Source organism: Halorubrum salinum, from assembly GCF_024494575.1.
GTDB lineage: Archaea > Halobacteriota > Halobacteria > Halobacteriales > Haloferacaceae > Halorubrum > Halorubrum salinum.
The window spans coordinates 51,247-71,543 of record NZ_JANHDO010000001.1; the positions used below are offsets into that span (position 1 = coordinate 51,247).

The 20,297-nt window shown below is 68.3% G+C and carries 19 protein-coding genes; 10 read left to right on the forward strand and 9 right to left on the reverse strand.

Annotated elements, in window-relative coordinates:
- Positions 1-44: 44 nt before the first annotated feature.
- The 5 genes from NO930_RS00305 (at position 45) to NO930_RS00325 (ending at position 3,736) form a co-directional block, all read left to right on the forward strand.
- Entirely contained in the window at positions 45-596 is a 552-nt protein-coding gene (locus tag NO930_RS00305) for an NADPH-dependent FMN reductase (protein ID WP_256402125.1), read from the forward strand.
- An 83-nt stretch (positions 597-679) separates the two neighbouring features.
- The gene (hjc, locus tag NO930_RS00310) at positions 680-1,228 is read left to right on the forward strand and encodes a Holliday junction resolvase Hjc (protein ID WP_137783112.1); all 549 of its coding nucleotides are present in this window, start codon (positions 680-682) and stop codon (positions 1,226-1,228) included.
- A gap of 88 nt (positions 1,229-1,316) precedes the next feature.
- Positions 1,317-2,243 (forward strand): serine/threonine-protein kinase Rio1, encoded by a 927-nt coding sequence (gene rio1 / locus NO930_RS00315; RefSeq protein ID WP_256402126.1) that lies wholly within the window; start codon positions 1,317-1,319, stop codon positions 2,241-2,243.
- 82 nt (positions 2,244-2,325) lie between these two features.
- Complete coding sequence (locus NO930_RS00320) at positions 2,326-3,078, forward strand: hypothetical protein (protein ID WP_137783110.1); 753 nt, start codon at positions 2,326-2,328, stop codon at positions 3,076-3,078.
- Positions 3,079-3,193: 115 nt separating this feature from the next.
- Positions 3,194-3,736, forward strand: coding sequence for a KH domain-containing protein (locus tag NO930_RS00325; RefSeq protein ID WP_092561759.1), 543 nt, complete (start codon positions 3,194-3,196; stop codon positions 3,734-3,736).
- A gap of 18 nt (positions 3,737-3,754) precedes the next feature.
- Here NO930_RS00325 and NO930_RS00330 read toward each other — a convergent pair whose 3' ends face one another.
- From NO930_RS00330 to trpY, 6 genes are all read right to left on the reverse strand, one after another.
- Entirely contained in the window at positions 3,755-4,411 is a 657-nt protein-coding gene (locus NO930_RS00330; protein WP_137783109.1) for a lactate utilization protein, read from the reverse strand.
- 308 nt (positions 4,412-4,719) lie between these two features.
- Positions 4,720-6,369 carry a thermosome subunit alpha gene (gene thsA, locus NO930_RS00335; RefSeq protein ID WP_256402796.1) on the reverse strand — a complete coding sequence of 550 codons (1,650 nt, stop codon included), beginning with the start codon at positions 6,367-6,369 and terminating at the stop codon, positions 4,720-4,722.
- Between the two features lie 215 nt (positions 6,370-6,584).
- Positions 6,585-7,922 carry a glutamate-1-semialdehyde 2,1-aminomutase gene (gene hemL / locus NO930_RS00340; RefSeq protein ID WP_256402127.1) on the reverse strand — a complete coding sequence of 446 codons (1,338 nt, stop codon included), beginning with the start codon at positions 7,920-7,922 and terminating at the stop codon, positions 6,585-6,587.
- 256 nt (positions 7,923-8,178) lie between these two features.
- Positions 8,179-9,897 carry an ammonium transporter gene (locus NO930_RS00345; RefSeq protein ID WP_256402128.1) on the reverse strand — a complete coding sequence of 573 codons (1,719 nt, stop codon included), beginning with the start codon at positions 9,895-9,897 and terminating at the stop codon, positions 8,179-8,181.
- A 524-nt stretch (positions 9,898-10,421) separates the two neighbouring features.
- A complete protein-coding gene (gene radA / locus NO930_RS00350) occupies positions 10,422-11,453 on the reverse strand; it encodes a DNA repair and recombination protein RadA (protein WP_137783092.1) in 1,032 nt (343 codons plus the stop codon).
- A 222-nt stretch (positions 11,454-11,675) separates the two neighbouring features.
- On the reverse strand, positions 11,676-12,176 hold the full coding sequence (trpY, locus tag NO930_RS00355) for a TrpY family transcription regulator (RefSeq protein ID WP_137783093.1): 501 nt from the start codon (positions 12,174-12,176) through the stop codon (positions 11,676-11,678).
- Between the two features lie 165 nt (positions 12,177-12,341).
- Between trpY and NO930_RS00360 the strand changes: the two genes are divergently transcribed.
- Positions 12,342-14,567: an ATP-dependent DNA helicase gene (locus tag NO930_RS00360; protein WP_256402129.1), complete on the forward strand. Its 2,226-nt coding sequence runs from the start codon at positions 12,342-12,344 to the stop codon at positions 14,565-14,567.
- A gap of 73 nt (positions 14,568-14,640) precedes the next feature.
- Here NO930_RS00360 and NO930_RS00365 read toward each other — a convergent pair whose 3' ends face one another.
- Positions 14,641-15,015 carry a DUF7473 family protein gene (locus NO930_RS00365; protein ID WP_137783095.1) on the reverse strand — a complete coding sequence of 125 codons (375 nt, stop codon included), beginning with the start codon at positions 15,013-15,015 and terminating at the stop codon, positions 14,641-14,643.
- A gap of 106 nt (positions 15,016-15,121) precedes the next feature.
- Positions 15,122-15,679 (reverse strand): TATA-box-binding protein, encoded by a 558-nt coding sequence (locus NO930_RS00370; protein ID WP_049983960.1) that lies wholly within the window; start codon positions 15,677-15,679, stop codon positions 15,122-15,124.
- 86 nt (positions 15,680-15,765) lie between these two features.
- Between NO930_RS00370 and NO930_RS00375 the strand changes: the two genes are divergently transcribed.
- The 3 genes from NO930_RS00375 to rpiA all read left to right on the forward strand — a co-directional run bounded on the left by NO930_RS00375 (position 15,766) and on the right by rpiA (position 19,049).
- Complete coding sequence (locus tag NO930_RS00375) at positions 15,766-16,875, forward strand: THUMP domain-containing protein (RefSeq protein WP_256402130.1); 1,110 nt, start codon at positions 15,766-15,768, stop codon at positions 16,873-16,875.
- Between the two features lie 152 nt (positions 16,876-17,027).
- The gene (locus tag NO930_RS00380) at positions 17,028-18,155 is read left to right on the forward strand and encodes an ORC1-type DNA replication protein (RefSeq protein ID WP_256402131.1); all 1,128 of its coding nucleotides are present in this window, start codon (positions 17,028-17,030) and stop codon (positions 18,153-18,155) included.
- A gap of 129 nt (positions 18,156-18,284) precedes the next feature.
- A complete protein-coding gene (rpiA, locus tag NO930_RS00385; RefSeq protein WP_256402132.1) occupies positions 18,285-19,049 on the forward strand; it encodes a ribose-5-phosphate isomerase RpiA in 765 nt (254 codons plus the stop codon).
- A gap of 108 nt (positions 19,050-19,157) precedes the next feature.
- On the opposite strand, the gene NO930_RS00390 is transcribed toward rpiA, so the two are convergent.
- On the reverse strand, positions 19,158-19,325 hold the full coding sequence (locus NO930_RS00390; RefSeq protein WP_004047560.1) for a DUF1931 family protein: 168 nt from the start codon (positions 19,323-19,325) through the stop codon (positions 19,158-19,160).
- Between the two features lie 183 nt (positions 19,326-19,508).
- Here NO930_RS00390 and larB point away from each other — a divergent pair, with 183 nt between their 5' ends.
- A complete protein-coding gene (gene larB, locus NO930_RS00395; protein WP_137783722.1) occupies positions 19,509-20,294 on the forward strand; it encodes a nickel pincer cofactor biosynthesis protein LarB in 786 nt (261 codons plus the stop codon).
- The last annotated feature ends 3 nt before the right edge of the window (positions 20,295-20,297 follow it).

Consider the following 20,297-nt stretch of genomic DNA (forward strand, 5'->3'; position numbering starts at 1 on the left):
ACGGCGAACGCTCCCGTTTTATCGCGGCGGTCCGAAGCCGCCACATGACTCGAATCGTCGCCATCTCCGGGAGCCGACGGGAGGGGAGCACGACGCGAGCCGCCCTCCGTGTCGCCCTCGACGCCGCGGGCGACGCCGGAGCGGAGACGGACCTGATCGACCTCGGCGCGGTCGACCTCCCGCTATATCACCCGGACGAGGACGCCCAAGGCGACAGCGAGGCGCTCACGCGGCGCGTGCGCGAGGCCGACGGCGTGCTCGCGGGCACTCCCGTCTACCGCGGATCCTACTCGTCGACGTTCAAGAACTTCCACGACTTCTGCGGCTCCGACGAGTACGCCAACACCGCGGTCGGACTGCTCGCGACCGCCGGCGGCGGCTCCTACGGCGGGACGCTCGAACACCTCCGGTCGACGTTCCGGAACGTCCACGCCTGGACGGTTCCCGACGAGGTGGGGATAGAGCGCGCCTCCTCGAAGGTCGCGACGGGCGGAGACCCGCATGACCACCCGCGGATCACCGACGACGACCTCCGCCGGCGCACCGAGCGACTGGGTCGGGTCGTACTCGAACACGCGGAGCGGATGCGGGGGTGAGGACGGCGGCGTCCGCCGCGCGGGCTCCGCGACCCGTCGCCCTTTTGAGCGCCTCGCGCCTACGGCGTCCATGACCGAATCGGGTGACGACGACCGTGGCTGCTAACCGGAAGGGCGACCGCCGCGAGCGAGAGCTGGTGAACGCGCTGGACGACGCCGGGTTCGCCGTGATGCGCGCGCCGGCCAGCGGCTCGTCGACGGAGCGGGAGCTGCCGGACGTGCTCGCCGGCGACGGCGAGACGTTCTACGCGATCGAGGCGAAATCGAGCGCGGGCGACCCGATTTACCTCACCGGCGAAGAGGTCGAGGCGCTGCTGTTTTTCGCCCGCAACTTCGGTGCGAAGGCGCGGATCGCGGTCCGGTTCGACCGCGAGGACTGGTACTTTTTCCATCCCGGCGACCTGTACACCACGGACGCGGGCTCGTATCGCGTGAAAAAGGAGACGGCGCTCGCGGACGGGACGGACTTCGCCGAGTTCGCCGGCGAGACGCGGAAGGTGACGCTCGACGAGGTCGGCGGCGGAGGCGACGGCGAGGACGGTTCGGACCCAGAGACCGAAGAGCGCCGGGCGGTCTTGGAGGCCGTCCGAGACGGACACATGCCGGTCGACGACGCGCTCGACGTGTTGTGACGCCTCTGTGGCGCGGTCGACGCGATACCGATGGCGGTTCGATCCGGACCCTCTCGCTTATCCCTCGCGATGTCGAACGTCCACCCGAATGAGCGATTTCGGCCTGTTGGAGCCCGCTGACGACCCCGGCGACGAGTGGGAACAGCTCGACGTCTCCGACACCGAGGCCGACCGGATCGCGCGCCGGCAGGACCGCGAGTTCGACGAGTTCCGCAAGCGGATCAAGGACACGGAGCAGTTCAAACTGCAGGAGTCGGTGTTCGACGACGCGACGCTCGCGGCCGTCTACAAGCTCGTACAGGACGGCTACGTCGATGCCTTCGGCGGCCCGGTGTCGACCGGCAAGGAGGCGAGCGTCTTCGAGGCGCTCGGCGGGCAGGCCGGCGAGCGACCGGAGCCGGGCTCGGCCGCGGCCGGCGGCGGCCCGGAGGGCGTCCATCCGGAGCGGGAGGTCGCCGTGAAGGTGTACCGAATCAACTCCTCGAACTTCAGACAAATGCGCGAGTATCTGGAGGGCGACCCTCGGTTCGAGGGGATCGCGAACGACAAGAAGGCGGTCGTGCTCGCGTGGACTCGCAAGGAGTTCGCCAACCTCGAACGCGCCCGCACGGCGGGCGTGCGGGTCCCCGAGCCGATCGCGGTCCAGCGGAACGTCCTCGTGATGGAGCTCGTCGGTCACGCCGACGACCGCGCGCGTCGACTGAGCGAGGTCGACGTCGAGAACCCCGAGACCGCCTACGAGGTCGTCCGCGAGTACATGCGACGGCTCTACCGCGCCGGCCTGATCCACGGCGACCTCTCCGAGTACAACATGATCATTCACGAGGGCGAGCTGGTGGTCATCGACATGGGACAGGCGGTGACGGTTCACCACCCGAACGCCGGCGAGTTCTTAGAGCGCGACTGCGAGAACGTGGCTGCCTTCTTCACCCGACAGGGGATCGACGTCGACCCGGACGACCTCCGCGCGTACGTGACCGAACCGGAGCCCGACCCGAGCGGCTCGCCGGAGTAGGGGTGACCCGAGGAGTCGGACGAACGGGCCGAGTGATCGGGCGAACGGACACACTGATTTGGCTCCCGATCGATGCGCACCCATGCCCTCCACCACCGGTCCCTCGCCGGCGAGCGACGCGATCGAGTCGGCCGCCCGCCGATACCACCGGGCCGAACGCGCCGCCAGTTGGCTCGTCGCTCTCCTCGCCGTCGCCGTCGTTCTGGCGGCGATCGACACGCTCTCGCTCCTCCCGGCCGCCGCGGTCGCGGTCGGTATCGTCGCCATCGCCCGCGTCCCGCTCGTGTCCCGAAGCGGGCACACTCGACTGATCACCGACGCCGAACCGACGGCGGTCGTCGCCGCGTTCCGGAGCGCCACTCCACCGATACTCGCCTTCCAGTGGGCGGTCGCGGACGAGGTCGATCCCGGCAGCGGGGTCGGCGCGAGCGACGACGGACGCGACTCCGTCGGAGGCTCGCCGACCCGCGCGACCTACGAGCTCTCCTACCTGTTCGGTCTGCGGTCGGTGTCGATGTCCCTCGTGGTCCGGTCGCTGGACGCTGCGAACGGCATCGGATCGGCCGGAGTCGACACTGGAGCGGCCACGAACGGGAGCGACGCGGTCGACACGCTCGAAGTGAGTGCCACGGCCGGCGGGCGGCCGTGGGGCACCTACCACGTGTCGGTGCGCGAGGCCGACTCCGGGACGGTCGTCGACGCGGAGATGACGACCGACAGGCGGTTCGACCTGCGGTCGGTTCCGCAGGCGCTGGTCGCGGAGCGGTACGTCGAGGCAGTCTTCGCTGCTCAGGGGTACCGAGTCGCCGACCGCTCGGTGTCATGGTCAGTGTGACCGACCCGCACGGGAAGAAGAGAACCCACGGTAGCCGGCCGCACGCGTCCGGTATCAGCACCCACACCGTCGCTCTCGGAACACGTTTAAAAGGCTTCGCCGGGTAGCGATCCGCATGCAACACGTGACGGTTCCGCAGGACCGGATCGGCGTCGTCATCGGCGCTGGCGGCGAGACGATGCGGGAGATAGAGGAGCGGGCGAACGTGCGGCTCGACGTCGACTCGGAGTCGGGGAGCGTCGCCATCGAGGAGCGGGACGACCCCGTCGCCGCGATGGTGGCACCCGACGTGATCAAGGCCATCGGCCGCGGCTTCAAGCCGGAAACGGCGCTTTCGATCCTCGACCACGACCTCCGCACGCTCGACCTGATCGACCTGTCCGAGCACACCCGCAACGACAACGACCTCCAGCGGAAGAAGGGTCGGATCATCGGTGAGAACGGCCGGACGCGGGAGCTACTCGAAGAGCTGTCCGGCGCGAACGTCGTCGTCTACGGCTCTACCGTCGGCGCGGTCGGCCAGCCGGAGGAACTGGAGGTCGTCCGCCGGGCGGTCGGGATGCTTCTCGACGGCGCGCCGCACGGCGCGGTGTACTCGTACCTCGAACGGATGTCGAACGAGCTCGACGACGACGTGAGCTTCAACGCGCCGCAGTAGCGCGCTGGGACGCCGCAGCTAGTAGCCGAGCTGCTCGCGCACGAGGACGACCGTCGTCCGGCCCTCCTCCGTCTCGCGGCGGTAGACGAGCTGTTTGGCGATCGCCGACTCGACGCCGTACGCCTCCTGAGCGCGCTCGTTCTCCAGCGGGTACGCGACCGACTCCAGCCGGTCGAACGCGTCCGAGAGCGTCGGGACGATCTTGTTCGTGCCGCTGACGATGACCACGTTGCCGGCGGCGAAGGGATACGCGCCGATCCGGCTGCCGGAGAGATCGGCTGCGACCAGCTCGCCCGTCTCGGCGATCGCGTTGATCCCGCCGAGGAAGTAATCGGCCGTCTGCGACTCGCGCCGTGCGGCCTGTCGCTCGGCGTCGTCGTCGATGCTCCAGATCTCGTCGGGGAGACTCTCCCACTCGTGGTCTCCCTCGCTGAGGAACTCGTCGAAGCCGATCTCTTCGAGCGTCGTCGAGTGCCCGTTCATCACCGACGCGCCCGCGGGGATCTGCTCCGTGACCGCGTCGAGCGCCTCCTCGGCGTCGTCGACGACGACCACGTCGAAGCCGCGCTCTTCGAGGCTCTCTACCGTGGCCTCGACCGTCTCCTCGTCGGCAGGCCGGTCGAGCGTCTCGTCGATCTCGGTGTCGTCCGCGTAGTCCGCTTTCTGTTGTGACATTGTGATTCGAAATCGAACGGACCGCGCCGCGCCGCCCACGGCGGACCCGTCTCGTGGATCGATCGGAGGCGCGGACGCCACTTAACGACTCGCGAACACCCGTGTCGGGTGGTTACACCGATGTTATCGCCTAATAGTGAACCGGCCGCTCGTCCGCCGAACGACGAGCCGGCGGCTGCGCGGTCGTCGCGTCGTCGATAAAAATCGCGTGTCGTCGGAGCCCGCAGTGGGCGCGACGGTCGGTCGGAAGACGGTTCGGCGGAACGGCTGCGGTCGGAGTCAGGGTGGGTGTGAGCTCTCGCCGAACTTCACATCGCGCCGCCCATGCCGCCCATGCCGCCCATGCCGCCCATGCCGCCGGGCGCGCCGCCGGGGCCGCCCTCGTCGCCGTCGTCGTCGGAGCCGCCGCCCTTGAGGTCGCCGGCCGCGATGACGTCGTCGATGCGGAGGATCATGACGGCCGCCTCGGTGGCGGACTCGATGGCCTGGGTCTTGACGCGGAGCGGCTCCACGACGCCCTCGGCCTCCATGTCGATCACGTCGCCCGTGTAGGCGTCGAGACCCGCGCCGAACTCGCCGCCGTCGTGGCGGGCGCGGAGGTCGACGAGCGAGTCGATGGGGTCGAGACCCGCGTTCTCGGCGAGCGTGCGCGGAACGACTTCCAGCGCGTCGGCGAACGCTTCGACCGCGAGCTGCTCCCGGCCGCCGACGGAGTCGGCGAAGTCGCGGAGCTGGAGGGCCAGCTCGGCCTCGGGCGCACCGCCGCCGGGCAGGACCTGCCCGTCGAGAAGCGTGGTGCGGACGACGCCGAGCGAGTCCTCGATGGCGCGCTCGACCTCGTCGACGACGTGCTCGGTGCCGCCGCGGAGGATGAGGGTGACGGACTTCGCTTCTTCGACGTCCTCGACGAAGATGCGCTCGTCGCCGCCGATGTCCTTCTGGGCGACGGAGCCGGCGAAGCCGAGGTCGTCCGACTCGATGTCGTCGAGGTTGGAGACGACGCGGCCGCCCGTCGCGCGGGCGAGCCGTTTGAGGTCGCCGGATTTCGCGCGGCGGACCGCCAGGATGCCCTCCTGTGCGAGGTAGTGCTGGGCCATGTCGTCGATGCCGTCGCCGACGAAGACGACGTCAGCGCCGATGTCGACGAGGTGGTCGACCATCTCGCGGAGCTGTTCTTCCTCCTGGTCGAGGAACTGCTGGAGCTGGTCGGGGTCGGTGACGTTGACCTCGGCGTCGATCTCCGTCTCCTTCACTTCGATAGCGCCGTCGTACAGCGCGACGTCGGCGTCCTCGACCGCGAAGGGCATGTTCTCGTCGACGCGCTCCTTGTCGACGATGACGCCCTCGACGAGCTCGGACTGGTCGATCGAGCTACCGACGACCTTCTCGACGGAGACGTTCTCCGTGTCGATGTCGTCGTCGTCGGCGACCGCGAGCACGGCGTCGACGACGAGCTCGGCGAGCAGGTCCTTGGAGTTCTCCGCGCCCTTGCCCGTCATCGCGGTCTGGGCGATCTCGACGAGCGTGTCGTAGTCGTCCTCGGAGACGTCGATGGCCTCCTCGTCGAGGATCTCCTTGGCCTTCTCTGCGGCCTGACGGTATCCCTGTGCGAGCGTGGTCGCGTGGATGTCCTGGTCGAGAAGCTCCTCGGCCTGATCGAGGAGTTCACCGGCGACGACGACGGCGGAGGTGGTCCCGTCTCCGACCTCCTCCTCCTGCGTCTCGCTCACCTCGACGATCATGTTGGCCGCCGGGTGGTCGATGTCCATCTCTTTGAGGATGGTGACGCCGTCGTTCGTGACGACGACGGACCCGCCGGAGTCGACGAGCATCTTGTCCATCCCTTTCGGGCCGAGCGTGGTGCGGACGGACTCCGCGACCGCCTTGCCGGCCGTGATGTTCATGTTCTGGGCGTCCTTTCCGGAGGTGCGCTGCGACTCCTCGGAAAGTACAATCATGGGCTGATTGCCCATCCGCTGGCGCTGTGACATTACAGCCCTTGATTGTTTGTGATTCTATATAAACCTTTTGCTGGCGCCGTGCGAAATCGCCACACGGGGACGGTTATACTTCTGGTGTGTGGCTCGTTATCACGGGTGTTTATATAGAACGGCAGACAGTCAAAAGCGCCGCAGTCGGTACGATACGATCGGAACGAACGGAACGAGACCGATCAGATCGCTTCGCGGTACGCGTCCAGCGTCTTTTCGACGTCTGCCTCCGTGTGCGCGTAGGAGGTGAACTGGCACTCGAACTGGTTGGCGGTGAGGAACACGCCGCGGTCTTTCATCTCCTGCCAGAACACCCGCTCCCAGCGGTCGGTCTCCGCGGCCGCCACGTCCGCGCCGGTCTTCGGGCAGGCGTCGTACCGCCCGCAGTCCGGGTCCTGCCGGCACCCGCCGGCACAGCGGTCGCTGGAGTCGTCGGTGGCCTCGCGGGTGAATATCGTCTTGAACATCGAGTCGGTGCCGACGACCGTGTACTCGGGCGCGCGCTCGGCGCAGATCTCGGCTATCCCCTCGCGGAGCTTCCGCCCGAGGCGGTTGACGTGCTCGTACACGTCGTTCTCGGCGGCGTACTCCAGCGTGGCCTTGCCCGCGGCCATCGTCACGGGATGACCGGAGAAGGTGCCGGACTGGAACACGTCGCCGGCGGGCGTGAACCCCTCGATCACCTCCGCTTTCCCCCCGATCGCGCCGACGGGGAACCCCCCGCCGATGATCTTCCCGAAGGTGGTGACGTCGGGCGTGACGCCGAACTTCGACTGCGCGCAGCCGAGGCCGCCGACGCGGAACCCGGTGATCACCTCGTCGAAGACCAACAGTGCGCCGTGGTCATCACACAGGTCTCGGAGCGTCTCGTGGTAGCCGTCGACGGGCATCACGATCCCGGTGTTCGCCAAGATCGGCTCCACGAGCACCGCGGCGATGTCGTCCCCGTGTTCGGCGAACACCTCTTTTGCGGCCTGCGGATCGTTGAACGGGATCGGGAGCGTGTGTTTCGCGAACTCCGCCGGAATCCCCGCCGTGGAGGGGTGGGCGTCCCCCGGCGACCCTTCGACGAGCGTCGACTCCTGTGCGCCGTGGTACCCGCCCTGCATCACGACGATCTTGTCGCGGTCGGTGTGCCCTCGCGCCAGTCGCACCGCGGAGACGGTCGCCTCCGTCCCGGAGTTGACGAACCGGATCGACTCGACGCTCGGGACGTGCCGGGCCACGAACTCGGCGTGTTCGACTTCGACCTCCGTGGGCGCGCCGTACATCGGCCCCGCCGCCGCGTGCGACTGGACCGCCGACTCGACCGGGTCCGGGAGGTCGTGGCCGTACAGGAGCGGCCCGTACCCCATCACCCAGTCGACGTACCGGTTGCCGTCGGCGTCGATCACGTGGCCGCCGTCCCCGCGTTCGACGAAGAAGGGATGTGGCATCGTCGCGCGGACGGAGGAGTTGACCCCGCCGGGCGAGACCGACAGCGCGCGGTCGTACAGCTCCCGTGAGCGCTCGTGGTTCATGTCTCGGCGTTCGGCCGGCGGATGAAAGTAACTGCCGACCCGCGGCCGTCGCGGCCGTTCGGGCTCGTTCCGATGCAATCCGTCCCGGCGCGTCGCCGCCGCGTTCCGTCGAGCGTCTCCAGCCCCTTCGAAACCGGACGACCGCAAAAAAGCCGCCTCAGTTCGTCGCCCGATCAGTCGGTTCGATCGGCCGGTTCGATCGGCCGATTCGATCAGTCGATCGAATCGGAGCCCGCGAGCCGTATCGTTGCCGACCTCACACGGCCTCCGGACCGGTCGTTCCGGTGCGGACCTGCAGTGCGTCCTCGACCGGCATGATGAACACCTTGCCGTCGCCCGGCTCGCCGGTCTTGGCCGCGTCGGCGACCGCCTCGGCGACCTCGTCGGCCGGGATGTCGGCGACGACGATCTCGATTTTCACCTTCTGGTGGAGGTCGACCGTGAACTCCTCGCCGCGCCACTGGCCCTTCTTCGCGGGCTGGCTGCCGCGACCGGAGACGTTCGTCACGGTGAGCGAGGGCGCGTTGATCTCCGCGAGCGCCTGTTTTATCGCACCGAGCTTGTCGGGGCGGACGACTGCCGTGACCATCTTGATCTGCGTACCGGCCTCCTCGCCGCCGTCAGCGCGCGGCGAGTCGTTCGTGGTGTCGACGACCGACGGGCCGCCGTCGGTCGCAACGCGGTCGCCGCCGAACTCGGGGTAGGTCTCGACGCCGTGTTCGGAGATGTCGAGGCCCTCCTGCTCGTGCTCGGCGGTGACGCGTGCCGCACCGCTCACCTTGAGCGCGTACCAGACGACGGCGGTCGCGGTGAGCGTCCACCCGCCGATGATGACGACGCCGACGAGCTGTGCGATGAAGTGCGCACCGACGCTGGCGCTGAGCTGTCCGGGTGCGGCGACGAACGGGAACAGCAGGGTTCCCAGCACGCCGGCGCTACCGTGGACGGGGAACACCGCACAGACGTCGTCGATCTTGAGCGTGTCCGAGACGAACTCGAAGACGATCGGGAGCTGTCCGCCGGCGAGGAGGCCGACGACCAGCGCGCCCCACCACGCCGTGGTGTCCGGAATGGCAGTGATACCGACCAGTCCCGCCAGCAGGCCGTTCGCGACGTAGAGCGTGTCGACCTTTCCGGTCTTCAGCCACACGACGAGCGCGGCGCCGATCCCGCCGGCCGCCATCGCGATCGTCGTCCCCATCGCGACGAGGTTGAGGGTCAGCGTGTTGAACATCCCGCCGCTGACCACCGAGGCCGTACCGACGTTGAAGCCGTACCACCCGAACGCGAGGATGAGCGTTCCCAGCACGGCGAACGTCAACGAGTGTCCGGGGATGACGTTCGTCGAGCCGTCCTCGGCGTAGCGGTCCATCCGCGGACCCAGCACGGCGGCGGCCGTGAGTCCGGCGATACCGCCCATGCCGTGGACGATCATGCCGCCGGCGAAGTCGTGGAACGCGGTTCCGGTCAGCTGTGCGACGAGTCCGTCGCCGGAGGCCGACCACGTGAACGCGATGACCATCGGGTATATGACCGCGGCCAGGAGGAACGTGTAGGTGACGTACGCCCGGAGCTTCGCGCGGCCGGCGACCGCGCCGGAGACGATGGTCGCCGCCGTCATCGCGAAGACGGCACCGTAGAGCCAGTTGACGTACGGCCCGACCGAGCCGGCGGAGACGGCGAGTTCACCGCCCGAGAACAGCGTCCCGGCCGCTGAGACGGGTCCGCCGGAGCCGCTCATCACGCTGGTGAACGCAGTTCCGATGAGGAAGAACACCGTTACGCCCACGCTCCACGTCAGGAGGTTCTTCGTCAGCTGGTTGGCGACGTTCTTCGAGCGCACCTGCCCCGCTTCGAGCATGGCGAAGCCGGCGTGCATGAAGAAGATGAGGAACGTCACCATGAGGATCCACGTTCCGTTCATCGCGGACGCGAACGTGCTCGGGTCGACGCTCGCGAGGACGCCGGTCGTCACGAGGCGACCACCCCTACTGCCCGTTCGTCCGTTGAGCAACGCGCTTCGTTCGTGTTCATGTGCTGAATCACATTTCCACCCGGGGAATGGGAATTATATAAATGCTAGAGTTGAAATACTAAAGAAATATTTGAAATAATGCAGGCGATGTCCGATCTACTGCAGAATCAATTGTATATAAGGACGTAAAGCGCGAGATTGTCTGGCAATACTTGCGATCTCTGCTGACGAATGTATTGTAGGAAATCAGACACAAACGCGCAGTTTCACCGATCAGACGGCTCACGACGCGGCGCGCGGCCGCTATCGGCGAGTATTGCCGACCCGATCTGCAGCCGATCGGCACCGCGCGCGGCCGTCTCGCCGTCTGTCCCCCCAAACCGGCCGATACCGGCCGATTCGCGAGCCAGATGTAGAATTTGACGTTTGTCAACCTCGGATCGAAACGAGAACCGGTGCGTCCACTCGGAACGGAAGATAGGGGTCTGTTTGGCTACCGATCTCGCGTGTCGGACGATATCCGGTTACTCCGGCTTCAGTCCCTCGCCTTGGACGCGCATCACGGCCTCGCCGTCGGCGAGGTTCGGCGCGTCGACGAGCCGGACGATCCGCTTGTTCCCCTTCGACTTCCGGAGGTAGATCCGGAACGTCGAGGCGTGTCCGAGGATGTTCCCCCCGATCGCTTGAGTCGGGTCCCCGAAGTACGAGTCGGGGTTCGACGCGACTTGGTTGGTGACGAGGATGGCGGTGTTGTACAGGTCGCCGAGTCGCATCAGGTCGTGCAGGTGTTTGTTGAGCTTCTGCTGACGCTCGGCCAGTTCACCCCGGCCGACGTACTCGGCACGGAAGTGAGCGGTGAGCGAGTCGACACAGACGATTCGGATGGGCCACTCGCCCTCTTCGTGTTCTCCCGCGAGCTCCTTGGCCTTCTCCGCGAGGAGGATCTGGTGGTTGGAGTTGAACGCCTTCGCGACGTGGATCTGGTCTAAGAACGCCTCGACGAGCTCCTCCATCGCCTCCTCGTTTCCGGGCGTGCCTTCGATCTCGCGCCGTTCCATCTCCTCGGCGAGGATCTCGTCGTCGAGCCCGCGAACCATGTCGTCGATCCGCTCCGGCCGGAACGTGTCCTCGGAGTCGACGAAGATACAGCCGCCGTCGAGTCCGCCGTTCTCCGGCGGAAGCTGCACGTTGACGGCCATCTGATGCGTGACCTGCGACTTGCCGGACCCGAACTCGCCGTACACCTCGGTGATCGATTGGGTCTCTATCCCCCCGCCGAGCAGATCGTCGACCTCGTCGATCTGCCACGAGAGCTTCCCGATCTCCTGCCGGCGCTCCAACACGGTCGCTCCCGTCTCGAACCCGCCGACGTCGGCCGCGTCGCGGGCGGCGTTGATGATGTCCGCCGCCGAGGACTCGCCGATGTCGGCGGTGTTGGACATCTCGCCGGGGCTCGCGACGGCGATCGACTGATAGCTCTCGAACCCGTTCTCGACGAGCTTGTCTGCGGTCGCGGGGCCGACGCCGGGGAGGTCTTCGAGTTCGTCTTCAGGCATGTACGCCTTCCTTGCTCGCCATCGGGTATAAAGACTGGTTTACACCCTAGTGAAAGTGAAAATCCAGCGCCCCGCCGTCGCTCGACGATGTGACATCCCTCGAACGGCTTCACGGTTGGCGCGTACCCGGATCCGCTGGCGAAACTGGTCGTGTGTCGCACCGCGATCACCCCTCTCCGTGACTCATCTCCCCCCCAACTCCCGGCGTCCCCGCGGCCTTCCTCAGAACCCGACGCGACGGACGTAGCCGAGATCACGGATCTCGACCAGCAGTTCGCCGGGAAGGTCGGCGTCCGTTATGACGTACAGCTTCGGGTCGTCGGTGAACTCGGGATCCTCGCTCAGAACCTGCCGGATCGAGACGCCGTGATCGGCCAGAATCCCCGTTACCTCGGCGACGATGCCGGCCTCGTCGGCGGCCGCGACCTCGATAGTGAGCACCGTGAGATCGAGCACCGGTGCGAGATCCATCAGGCTCGGCACCGACGAGATGTTCGTGAAGATACGCTTCAGCTCCGGATCGTCTAAGATCGCGTCCGTCGTCGAGTCGACCACGCGCCGATCGACGTCGAGTTCGCGCGCGATCCCGGTGTACGGGATCTCGATGCCGCCGGAGACCACGCGCCCCTCTTCGTTGACCGAGAAGCCACGCTCCAAGAAGAGCCGGATGACGGCCTGCTGGCTGGGTGACCCCTCGAACTTTTCGAGGATCTCGTCGAACATTCGTTACTCCGGCTGGTCCCCGCTCGGTGTTAAACCGTCGGGTGCGCCGGAGCGGCAACTCGCCTGAGCGCCGGACCGACGCGGCTCCGGTTCCGCCGAGCCTCCCACGACCACTTTCGCCCCGCCACCCGACCGTTTTTAGCCGATGCCGCCGAATCTCACCCCGTGTCAGAGCCGTCGCATCTGCGGTTCTTCCCATACGAGGAGCCGTACCCGAACCAGCGCGAGGCGATGGACAGGGTCGCCAACGCGCTGGACCGCGGACAAGACGTGCTGTTCGAGGGCGCACCCGGTACGGGGAAGACCCTCTCCGCGCTCGTGCCCGCGCTCGAACACGCGAGGGAGCACGACCGCACGGTGGTCATCACCACCAACGTCCACCAGCAGATGCGCCAGTTCGTCGAGGACGCCCGCGCCATCACGCGCGAGGAGCCCATCCGCGCGGTCGTGTTCAAGGGTAAGTCCTCGATGTGTCACATCGACGTGGACTACCAGGAGTGTCAGACCCTCCGCGACACCACCCGCGACTTGGTCGAGACCGAGAGCGAGGTCCGCGAGCTTGAGGCGCGCCAGCGCGAGCTGTTGTCCGAGAGCCGCGAGGGCGACGCGGGCGCGGCGGAGGCGCGCGAGTCGGTCATGGAGGCGCTCGACGAGCTGGAAGACGAGATCGACGAGTACGAGACCGCCAACGTCTGTGCGCACTACCGGAACAACCTCACGCGCGACACCGAGGAGTTCTTCGCGTGGCTCTTCGACGACGTGCGCACGCCGGAAGACGTGTACGCGTACGCGGACGAGCGCGAGCTGTGCGGCTACGAGCTGTTGAAAGAGGGCATGGAGGGCGTCGATCTCGTCGTCTGCAACTACCACCACCTGCTCGATCCGCAGATCAGAGAGCAGTTCTTCCGGTGGATCGACCGCGACCCCTCGGAGATCGTGACCGTGTTCGACGAGGCGCACAACGTCGAGGACGCCGCCCGCGACCACGCGACTCGGACGCTGACCGAGAACACTCTCGACGCCGCCCTCGACGAACTGGCGGAGAGCGACGACTCGCGCGCCGAGGCTGCCGAGCACGTGGTCCGCGCGTTCCGCGACGCGCTCGCGGAGACCTACGACGAGGCGCTCGGGTTCGGCGACCGCGACTCTGTCGGCGAGGCGTGGGAAGACGTGTCGATCGCGAACGACGACCGCCGCGACGACCTCACGCTCGCCTTCCTCCGTCAGTACGAGGGCGCGGGAATCGACACCGAGACCGAGCTCGCGGTCCAGCTCGGGCAGGCGATAGACGAGGAGTACGAGCGGCGCTACCGGGACGGCGAGACGACGACACGCAGCGAGTCGCAGACGCTTCAGGTCGCTCGGTTCGTCTCGACGTGGATGGACGAGGGGACGGAGCTCGGACAGTACCCCGTCGTCTCGGTCCGCCGCGACGCGGCGACGGAGGAGGTGTACGGGCGCGCGGAGCTGTACACCTGCATCCCTCGCCGGGTCACCGAACAGCTGTTCGACGAGGTCGCCGCCTCGGTGCTGATGAGCGCGACGCTTCGCCCCTTCGACGTCACCGAGGAGGTGCTCGGGCTGTCCGACGCCGCGTCGATCGCCTACGGGATGGCGTACCCCGAGGCGAACCGCCGGACGTTCGCGGTGGACGTTCCGCCGCTGTTCTCCTCGGAGCGCAACGATCCGGAGACGCAGGAGACCGTGGCCGCCCTCCTTCGGGACGCGATCCGGTTCACGCCCGGGAACACCCTCGCCTTCTTCCCCTCGTACGCCGAAGCGGAGCGGTACTACGAGCGCCTCGGCGGCGGGGGTGGCGGAGCCGGCGGAGGCAGGGGCGGCAGCGCGTCCGACCCCGGCACCGCGGACCTCGGCGACCTCTACCTCGACGGTCCCGGCGAGGACGAAGAGCGGCTCCGCCAGCGGTTCGTCGAGAGCGAGAACGCGACGCTTTTCACCTCGCTGTGGGGGACGCTCGCCGAGGGCGTGAGCTTCGACGCCGACGACGCCCGGACGGTCGCGGTCGTCGGCGTCCCCTACCCGCATCTCTCCGACCGGATGGAGGCGGTTCAGGCGGCGTACGACAGGGCGTTCGCCGACCGCGACCGCAGCCGCGATCCGGGGTGGACGTACGCGGTCGAGGTCCCGACGATACGCAAGACTCGACAGGCGCTCGGACGGGTCGTCCGGGGGCCCGACGACTTCGGGGTTCGGATCCTCGCCGACCGCCGCTACACGACGGCGGACATGGGGAAGTACTCGGTCCGCGGGTCGTTCCCGCCCGAGGAACGCGAGGAACTGATCGACGTCGACCCGACGAAGCTGAAGTTCGCGATGCTGAACTTCTACGGCGACCACGACGCGTACGACGGGCCGCCGCCGGAGCCGTGAGAGGGCGGTCGACCACCCGGTCCGCGGGCCTTTCGGTGTGACTGCACTACCTCCGCGACCGCGGCGACGGGTCTCACCCGGGCATCGACGCCAGAAGCACGCCGATCCCGAGCACGATGATCCCGAGAAGTGTCGTGATCACCGCGTGTATCGCCGTCATCACGACGACCGCGCGGCGGGGCTGGTCGTAGCTCCACGCGAACATGACGCCGTCGACGAGGAGCGCGAGGGGGACGAGAAGCGCCTCGGTGACCGAGAACGCCCCGCCGACGACGCCGATCACCGCCGGAAGCGGACCGATGTAGAGCGCCCTCCGGGGGTCGACGTCGCCGAGGACGTTCCGCGCGGCGAGGTGGGCGGTGACCGAGAGGAACGCGGCGAACACGAGCGTCGTGCCCAACACCGATATCGGCGTGACCGCCTGAAGCGGGACCGCTTGAAGGCTCATGGCCGATGTACGAACCAGCGGTAAAAGTGATCTCGGTCTCGACGCGGCCTCCTGACCGGCCTCGGACCCGCCGCGGCCGCCGAACCGGGCGTCTCCCGCGACCCGCTTACCCGAGCAGGCCGAGTCCGTCCAGTTCCTCGGTGATCACGTCGACGGCGGCGGCCGCGTCGTCGGGGCTCGTCCCACCGGTGATGACCAGCTTCCCGCTGCCGAAGAGCAGCGCCACGACGTCCGGATCGTCGATCCGATAGACGAGACCGGGGAACTGCTCCGGTTCGTACTCGATGTGTTCGAGTCCGAGGCCGATCGCGATCGCGTTCAGGTTGAGGTCCTCGCCGAGGTCGGCGGAGGTGACGATGTTCTGTACCGTTATCTCGGGGTCGCCGACGGGGATCTGTAGCGCGCGGAGCTCCTCGAAGACGATGTCGAGGCTCTCGTGGACGGCGTCGATGGAGTTCGCCCCGGTACAGACGATCTTGCCGGACCGGAAGATGAGCGCGGCCGACTTCGGATCGGTCGTGCGGTAGACGAGCCCGGGGAACTGCTCGGGGTCGTAGTCGGCACCTTCGAGATCCATCGCGACGCGCTGGAGATCGAGTTCCTGGTCGATCCCCGTGGAGGCAACGACGTTCTCGATCGTGATCGTTTCCTTCGGGTCGGCCATCACTGGTTCGACGAACGCTCGAAATGAATAAAAAGGTGGCTAGTCGAACCGCTACGCTCTTGCGACCGGCCGCCGGACGCCGTGGCGTGTACTGGCTCGAACTCGCGGGAGAAGAGGACGCGTTCGCAGCGTACGAGGCGTCGACCGCGGCCGCCGGCGTCGACCTCCTCGCGCCGGGGATCGCGAGCGCGGGGAGCCTCGGCAGCACCGAGGGCGCGAACGCCTCGCCGGTTCGGCGGCTGGCGTACACCCGCGCGGCCCACGAGGCGGTCGCCCGGGCCGACGCCGACCTCGACGCGGCGGTCGCCGCGCTGGAGGCCGCGCCCATCGACCGGACCGGAACGGTGGCCGTCAGGGCTCGGAACGTCAGGAACACCACCGCCGTCTCGACGAACGCGGCCGAGCGCGCGCTCGGTGACGTCCTCGTCGCCCGCGGCTTCGCGGTCGACCTCGACGACCCCGACCACGTCCTCCGCGCGCTGTTCGCCGCCGGCGACCGCCCCGACCACGCGGCGGTCGCGGGCGCGGACGGCGGCGACGCGTCCGTCTGTGCGCTGGGGTGGACGGCGACCGAGGCCGACCGCGACTTCGCCCCGAAACCGACCGACCGACCGTTCTTCCAGCCGGGGAGCATGGCCCCGGCGGACGCCCGGGCGTACGCCAACCTCGCGGGTGCAGCATCCGGGCGCACGCTCCTCGATCCGATGTGCGGGACGGGCGGGCTGCCGCTCGAGGCCGGACTCGTCGGTGCCGACGTCGTCGCCTGCGACGCGCAGTCGAAGATGGTCCGCGGGACGCGTCGGAACTTTCGCGAGTACCTGGACCCGCCCCCCGCCCTCCGAGGCGACGAACGCGACCGAGGCGACGGACGCACGATGGAGGACTGGGCCGACCGTCCCGCGTGGCACGTCGCGCGCGGCGACGCCACCGATCTGCCGGTGCGCGCCGACGCCGTCGACGGGGTCGCCTTCGACGCGCCGTACGGTCGACAGTCGAAGATCGCTCGCCACGAGCTAGCAGACCTCGTCTCCGGCGCGCTCGCGGAGGCCGCGCGGGTCGCTCCCCGCGCGGTCGTGGTCGCAGACAGGGACTGGCGCGCCGAGGCGCGCGCGGCCGGCTGGACGGTCGACGCCGTTTTCGAACGCCGGGTCCACCGGTCGCTGACGCGCCACGTGCTCGCGCTCGACCGCGAGTGAGCGCCGTCCCACGGCGATTCCGGGCGGCGAGACCGTCCCGTGAGTGAACTCCCGCCCGGCGAAAACGCGGCTGTGAGGCTCGCAGACGGCTCGCTTCAGTTTCACCCGCCCTGCGGGCAACGATTAAGTAGACGGCCTGACGTGGTGTGGACATGACCGGGGACGCCGGCGGCGACATGCTGTCGTGGGACGAGTCGGTGTTCCGCGACGAGTCCGTCTTCGAGATCGACCACGTCCCCGAGACGTTCCGGCACCGCGAGAGCCAACTAGAGAGCTTAAAATACGCGCTTCGACCCGCAGTCCGCGGGTCCCGCCCGCTCAACACGGTGGTGCGCGGCCCTCCGGGGACGGGCAAGACCACCGCGGTCCAGAAGCTGTTCGGCGAACTCGGCACCCGCACCGACGTCCGGACCGTTCGGGTCAACTGTCAGGTCGACTCGACCCGGTACGCCGTCTTCTCGCGGCTGTTCGAGGGGATATTCGACTACGAGCCGCCCTCCTCCGGGATCTCCTTCAAGAAGCTGTTCGGCCAGATCACGGACCGACTCGTCGAGGAGGACGACGTCCTCGTCGTCGCTCTCGACGACGTGAACTACCTCTTTTATGAGAACGAGGCCTCAGACACCCTTTACTCGCTTCTGCGTGCCCACGAGGCACACTCCGGCGCGAAGATCGGTGTCATCGTCGTCTCATCCGATCTCGGCCTCGACGTGATCGACAACCTCGACACCCGCGTGCAGTCGGTGTTCCGCCCCGAGGAGGTGTACTTCCCCGTGTACGGCGCGGCAGAGATCTACGACATCCTCTCGGAGCGCGCGAAGCGCGGCTTCCACGACGGCGTCATCGGCGACGGCGAACTGGAGCGCGTCGCCGACCTCACCGCCGACAGCGGCGACCTCCGCGTCGGGATCGACCTGCTCCGCCGGGCCGGACTCAACGCCGAGATGCGCGCCTCGAAGACGATCGCCACCGAAGACGTCGAGTCGGCGTACGACAAATCGAAGCACGTCCACCTCTCGCGGTCGCTCCGGGGGATCTCGGAGTCCGAGCGCGACCTCGTCCGCGTGCTCGCCGAACACGACGGGAAGCGCGCCGGCGAGGTGTACGAGGCGTTCCACGACGAGACCGACCTCGGGTACACCCGCTACTCCGAGATCGTCAACAAGCTGGACCAGCTCGGCGTGATCGACGCCGAGTACGCCGACGTGGACGGCCGCGGACGCTCCCGCGAGATCTCTCTCGCGTACGACGCCGAGGCGGTGTTAGACCGGCTGGAGTGACTCGTCAGCCCTCTCCGGCCTCGACCCCGATCTATCCTATCCTGCTCTGTCCTATCCTGCTCTGTCCCGCTCCGCTCTGATCCGCCGCGCGCCGACGCCTTTTCAATCACCCCCGCCGACTCTGGAGTCATGAAGACGAGCGGCGGGAGCAACGCGGCGAAGCGCAGGGCCGGCGAGTCGGCGGCGGCGGCGGTCGACGACGGCGACGTGGTCGGGCTCGGGACCGGCTCGACGGCCGCACACGCGATCCGCCGGCTCGGCGAGCGCGTCGACGCCGGACTCGACGTACGCGGCGTGCCGACCTCCTTCGCGAGCCGCGAACTCGCCGCCGATCAGGGGATCCCGCTCGTGGACCTCGATCGGGCGGTCGGCCCGGACGCACCCGGGATCGACCTCGCGATAGACGGCGCAGATCAGGTGGTCACTGTCGCCGAGAGCGGCGGTGGTGCCGGCGAACACACCGGCGGCACCGGCTCTCTCGGTCCGGCGAACGCGCTCGTCAAGGGCGGGGGTGCCGCTCACGCCCGCGAGAAGCTCGTCGACACGGCCGCGGACCGGTTTCTCGTCGTCGCCGACCCCTCGAAGGAGACGGCGGTGCTGGATCGGCCCGTTCCAGTCGAAGTGCTCCCGGCTGCCCGGTCGGTCGTCGCCGAGGCGGTACGGTCGGCCGGCGGCGACCCGGAGCTTCGCGCGGCGGAGCGGAAGGACGGCCCGGTCGTCACCGACAACGGGAACCTCGTGATCGACTGCACGTTCGGCGGCATCGCGGACCCGAGCGCGCTGTCGGCGACGCTCTCCGGGACGCCGGGCGTCGTCGAACACGGCCTCTTCGTCGACCTCGCAGACGAGATCCACGTCGGGACCGAGACGGGTGTGCGAGTCGTGACGCGATGACCGACCGCCGCGTGACTACGTCGACCGGCTCCGTACGCGGACGGTCGCGTCGCTCGCGGATGCAGGCCAGTACGACAAAATAATCGACGGACCGCGAACGCGTCCGTCTTAGAGGTCGCGAGGCTGGACCGTCTTCCGGTCGTTAGCCTCGGCGCGGCGCGCAGCGTCTTCGAGCAGCTCGTCCACTTCGTCGTCCAGCGCGTCGTAGAAGTCCGAAGCGACGTTCTTGTCGTCCAGGGCTTCCTTGACGGCCGCTTTGACAATAAGGTCTGCCATGCGCTCGACGCTATCCGTCGACCGTTAATAAGAGTTCCTGAATTCGCCCGCGAGGGACGTCGTGCGGGCGGTTCGCGGCGATATCCGTCACCGGACACTGATAAACCTTGTGAGAGCCGGGACGGCGAGCGGCGGTTCGGCCCCGATCGATAGCTTCGACATCGTTCGCCACCGACGACCGGTATGCGCGACACGCTAGAAGCGCTCGACGCCGGCGATATCGGCGTTTCGGAGGCCGAATCGCGGCTGGCTGGCTACGCGACCACGAGAGCCGGACGGTTCGACGCCGCCCGGGAGGACCGCCGCGGGATTCCGGAAGCGATCCTCGCCGAGGGGAAGACGCCAGCGGAGGTCGCGGCGCTCACCGCGACCGCGGTCGAGACGACCGGCCGGGCGCTCGTGACCCGAGCGGACGACGACGACGCCGCCGCGATCCGGACCGAGGTCGACGGAGGCCTCATCGGGCGGTCGGCGGAGGCCTCGCCGAGCGTCGACCACGACGAGCGGACGGGGACCGTCGTCGTCCACGCGGCCGACTTCGATCCGCCGTCTCTCGCCGCGACGGTCGCCGTCGTCTCAGCCGGAACGGCCGACGCCGCGGTCGCCGGCGAGGCTGCCGCGGTCGTCCGCGAGGTCGGCGCGACGGTCGACCGAGTGGACGACGTCGGCGTCGCGAACCTCGACAGAATCCTCGACCAGCGCGACCGGATTCGCGAGGCCGACGTCGTCGTCGTCGCCGCCGGCCGCGAGGGGGCGTTACCGACCGTCGTCGCCGGCCTCGTGGACGCGCCGGTGATCGCGCTGCCGGTCTCGACCGGCTACGGCGTCGGCGGCGAGGGGGCCGCGGCGCTGTCCGGCGCGCTTCAGTCCTGCTCGGTGCTCACGACGGTGAACGTCGACGCGGGCTTCGTCGCCGGCGCGCAGGCCGGCCTCATCGCGCGGGCCGTCGACGCGGCCCGCGACGCGTGAGTC

Excerpts from the sequence above, each read along its gene's own strand:
- NO930_RS00305 (WP_256402125.1), top strand. The coding sequence starts at position 45 with ATGACTCGAATCGTCGCCATCTCCGGGAGCCGACGGGAGGGGAGCACG.
- rio1 (WP_256402126.1), top strand. The coding sequence starts at position 1,317 with ATGAGCGATTTCGGCCTGTTGGAGCCCGCTGACGACCCCGGCGACGAG.
- NO930_RS00320 (WP_137783110.1), top strand. The coding sequence starts at position 2,326 with ATGCCCTCCACCACCGGTCCCTCGCCGGCGAGCGACGCGATCGAGTCG.
- NO930_RS00325 (WP_092561759.1), top strand. The coding sequence starts at position 3,194 with ATGCAACACGTGACGGTTCCGCAGGACCGGATCGGCGTCGTCATCGGC.
- NO930_RS00330 (WP_137783109.1), bottom strand. The coding sequence starts at position 4,411 with ATGTCACAACAGAAAGCGGACTACGCGGACGACACCGAGATCGACGAG.
- thsA (WP_256402796.1), bottom strand. The coding sequence starts at position 6,369 with ATGATTGTACTTTCCGAGGAGTCGCAGCGCACCTCCGGAAAGGACGCC.
- hemL (WP_256402127.1), bottom strand. The coding sequence starts at position 7,922 with ATGAACCACGAGCGCTCACGGGAGCTGTACGACCGCGCGCTGTCGGTC.
- radA (WP_137783092.1), bottom strand. The coding sequence starts at position 11,453 with ATGCCTGAAGACGAACTCGAAGACCTCCCCGGCGTCGGCCCCGCGACC.
- trpY (WP_137783093.1), bottom strand. The coding sequence starts at position 12,176 with ATGTTCGACGAGATCCTCGAAAAGTTCGAGGGGTCACCCAGCCAGCAG.
- NO930_RS00365 (WP_137783095.1), bottom strand. The coding sequence starts at position 15,015 with ATGAGCCTTCAAGCGGTCCCGCTTCAGGCGGTCACGCCGATATCGGTG.
- NO930_RS00370 (WP_049983960.1), bottom strand. The coding sequence starts at position 15,679 with ATGGCCGACCCGAAGGAAACGATCACGATCGAGAACGTCGTTGCCTCC.
- NO930_RS00380 (WP_256402131.1), top strand. The coding sequence starts at position 17,028 with ATGACCGGGGACGCCGGCGGCGACATGCTGTCGTGGGACGAGTCGGTG.
- rpiA (WP_256402132.1), top strand. The coding sequence starts at position 18,285 with ATGAAGACGAGCGGCGGGAGCAACGCGGCGAAGCGCAGGGCCGGCGAG.
- NO930_RS00390 (WP_004047560.1), bottom strand. The coding sequence starts at position 19,325 with ATGGCAGACCTTATTGTCAAAGCGGCCGTCAAGGAAGCCCTGGACGAC.
- larB (WP_137783722.1), top strand. The coding sequence starts at position 19,509 with ATGCGCGACACGCTAGAAGCGCTCGACGCCGGCGATATCGGCGTTTCG.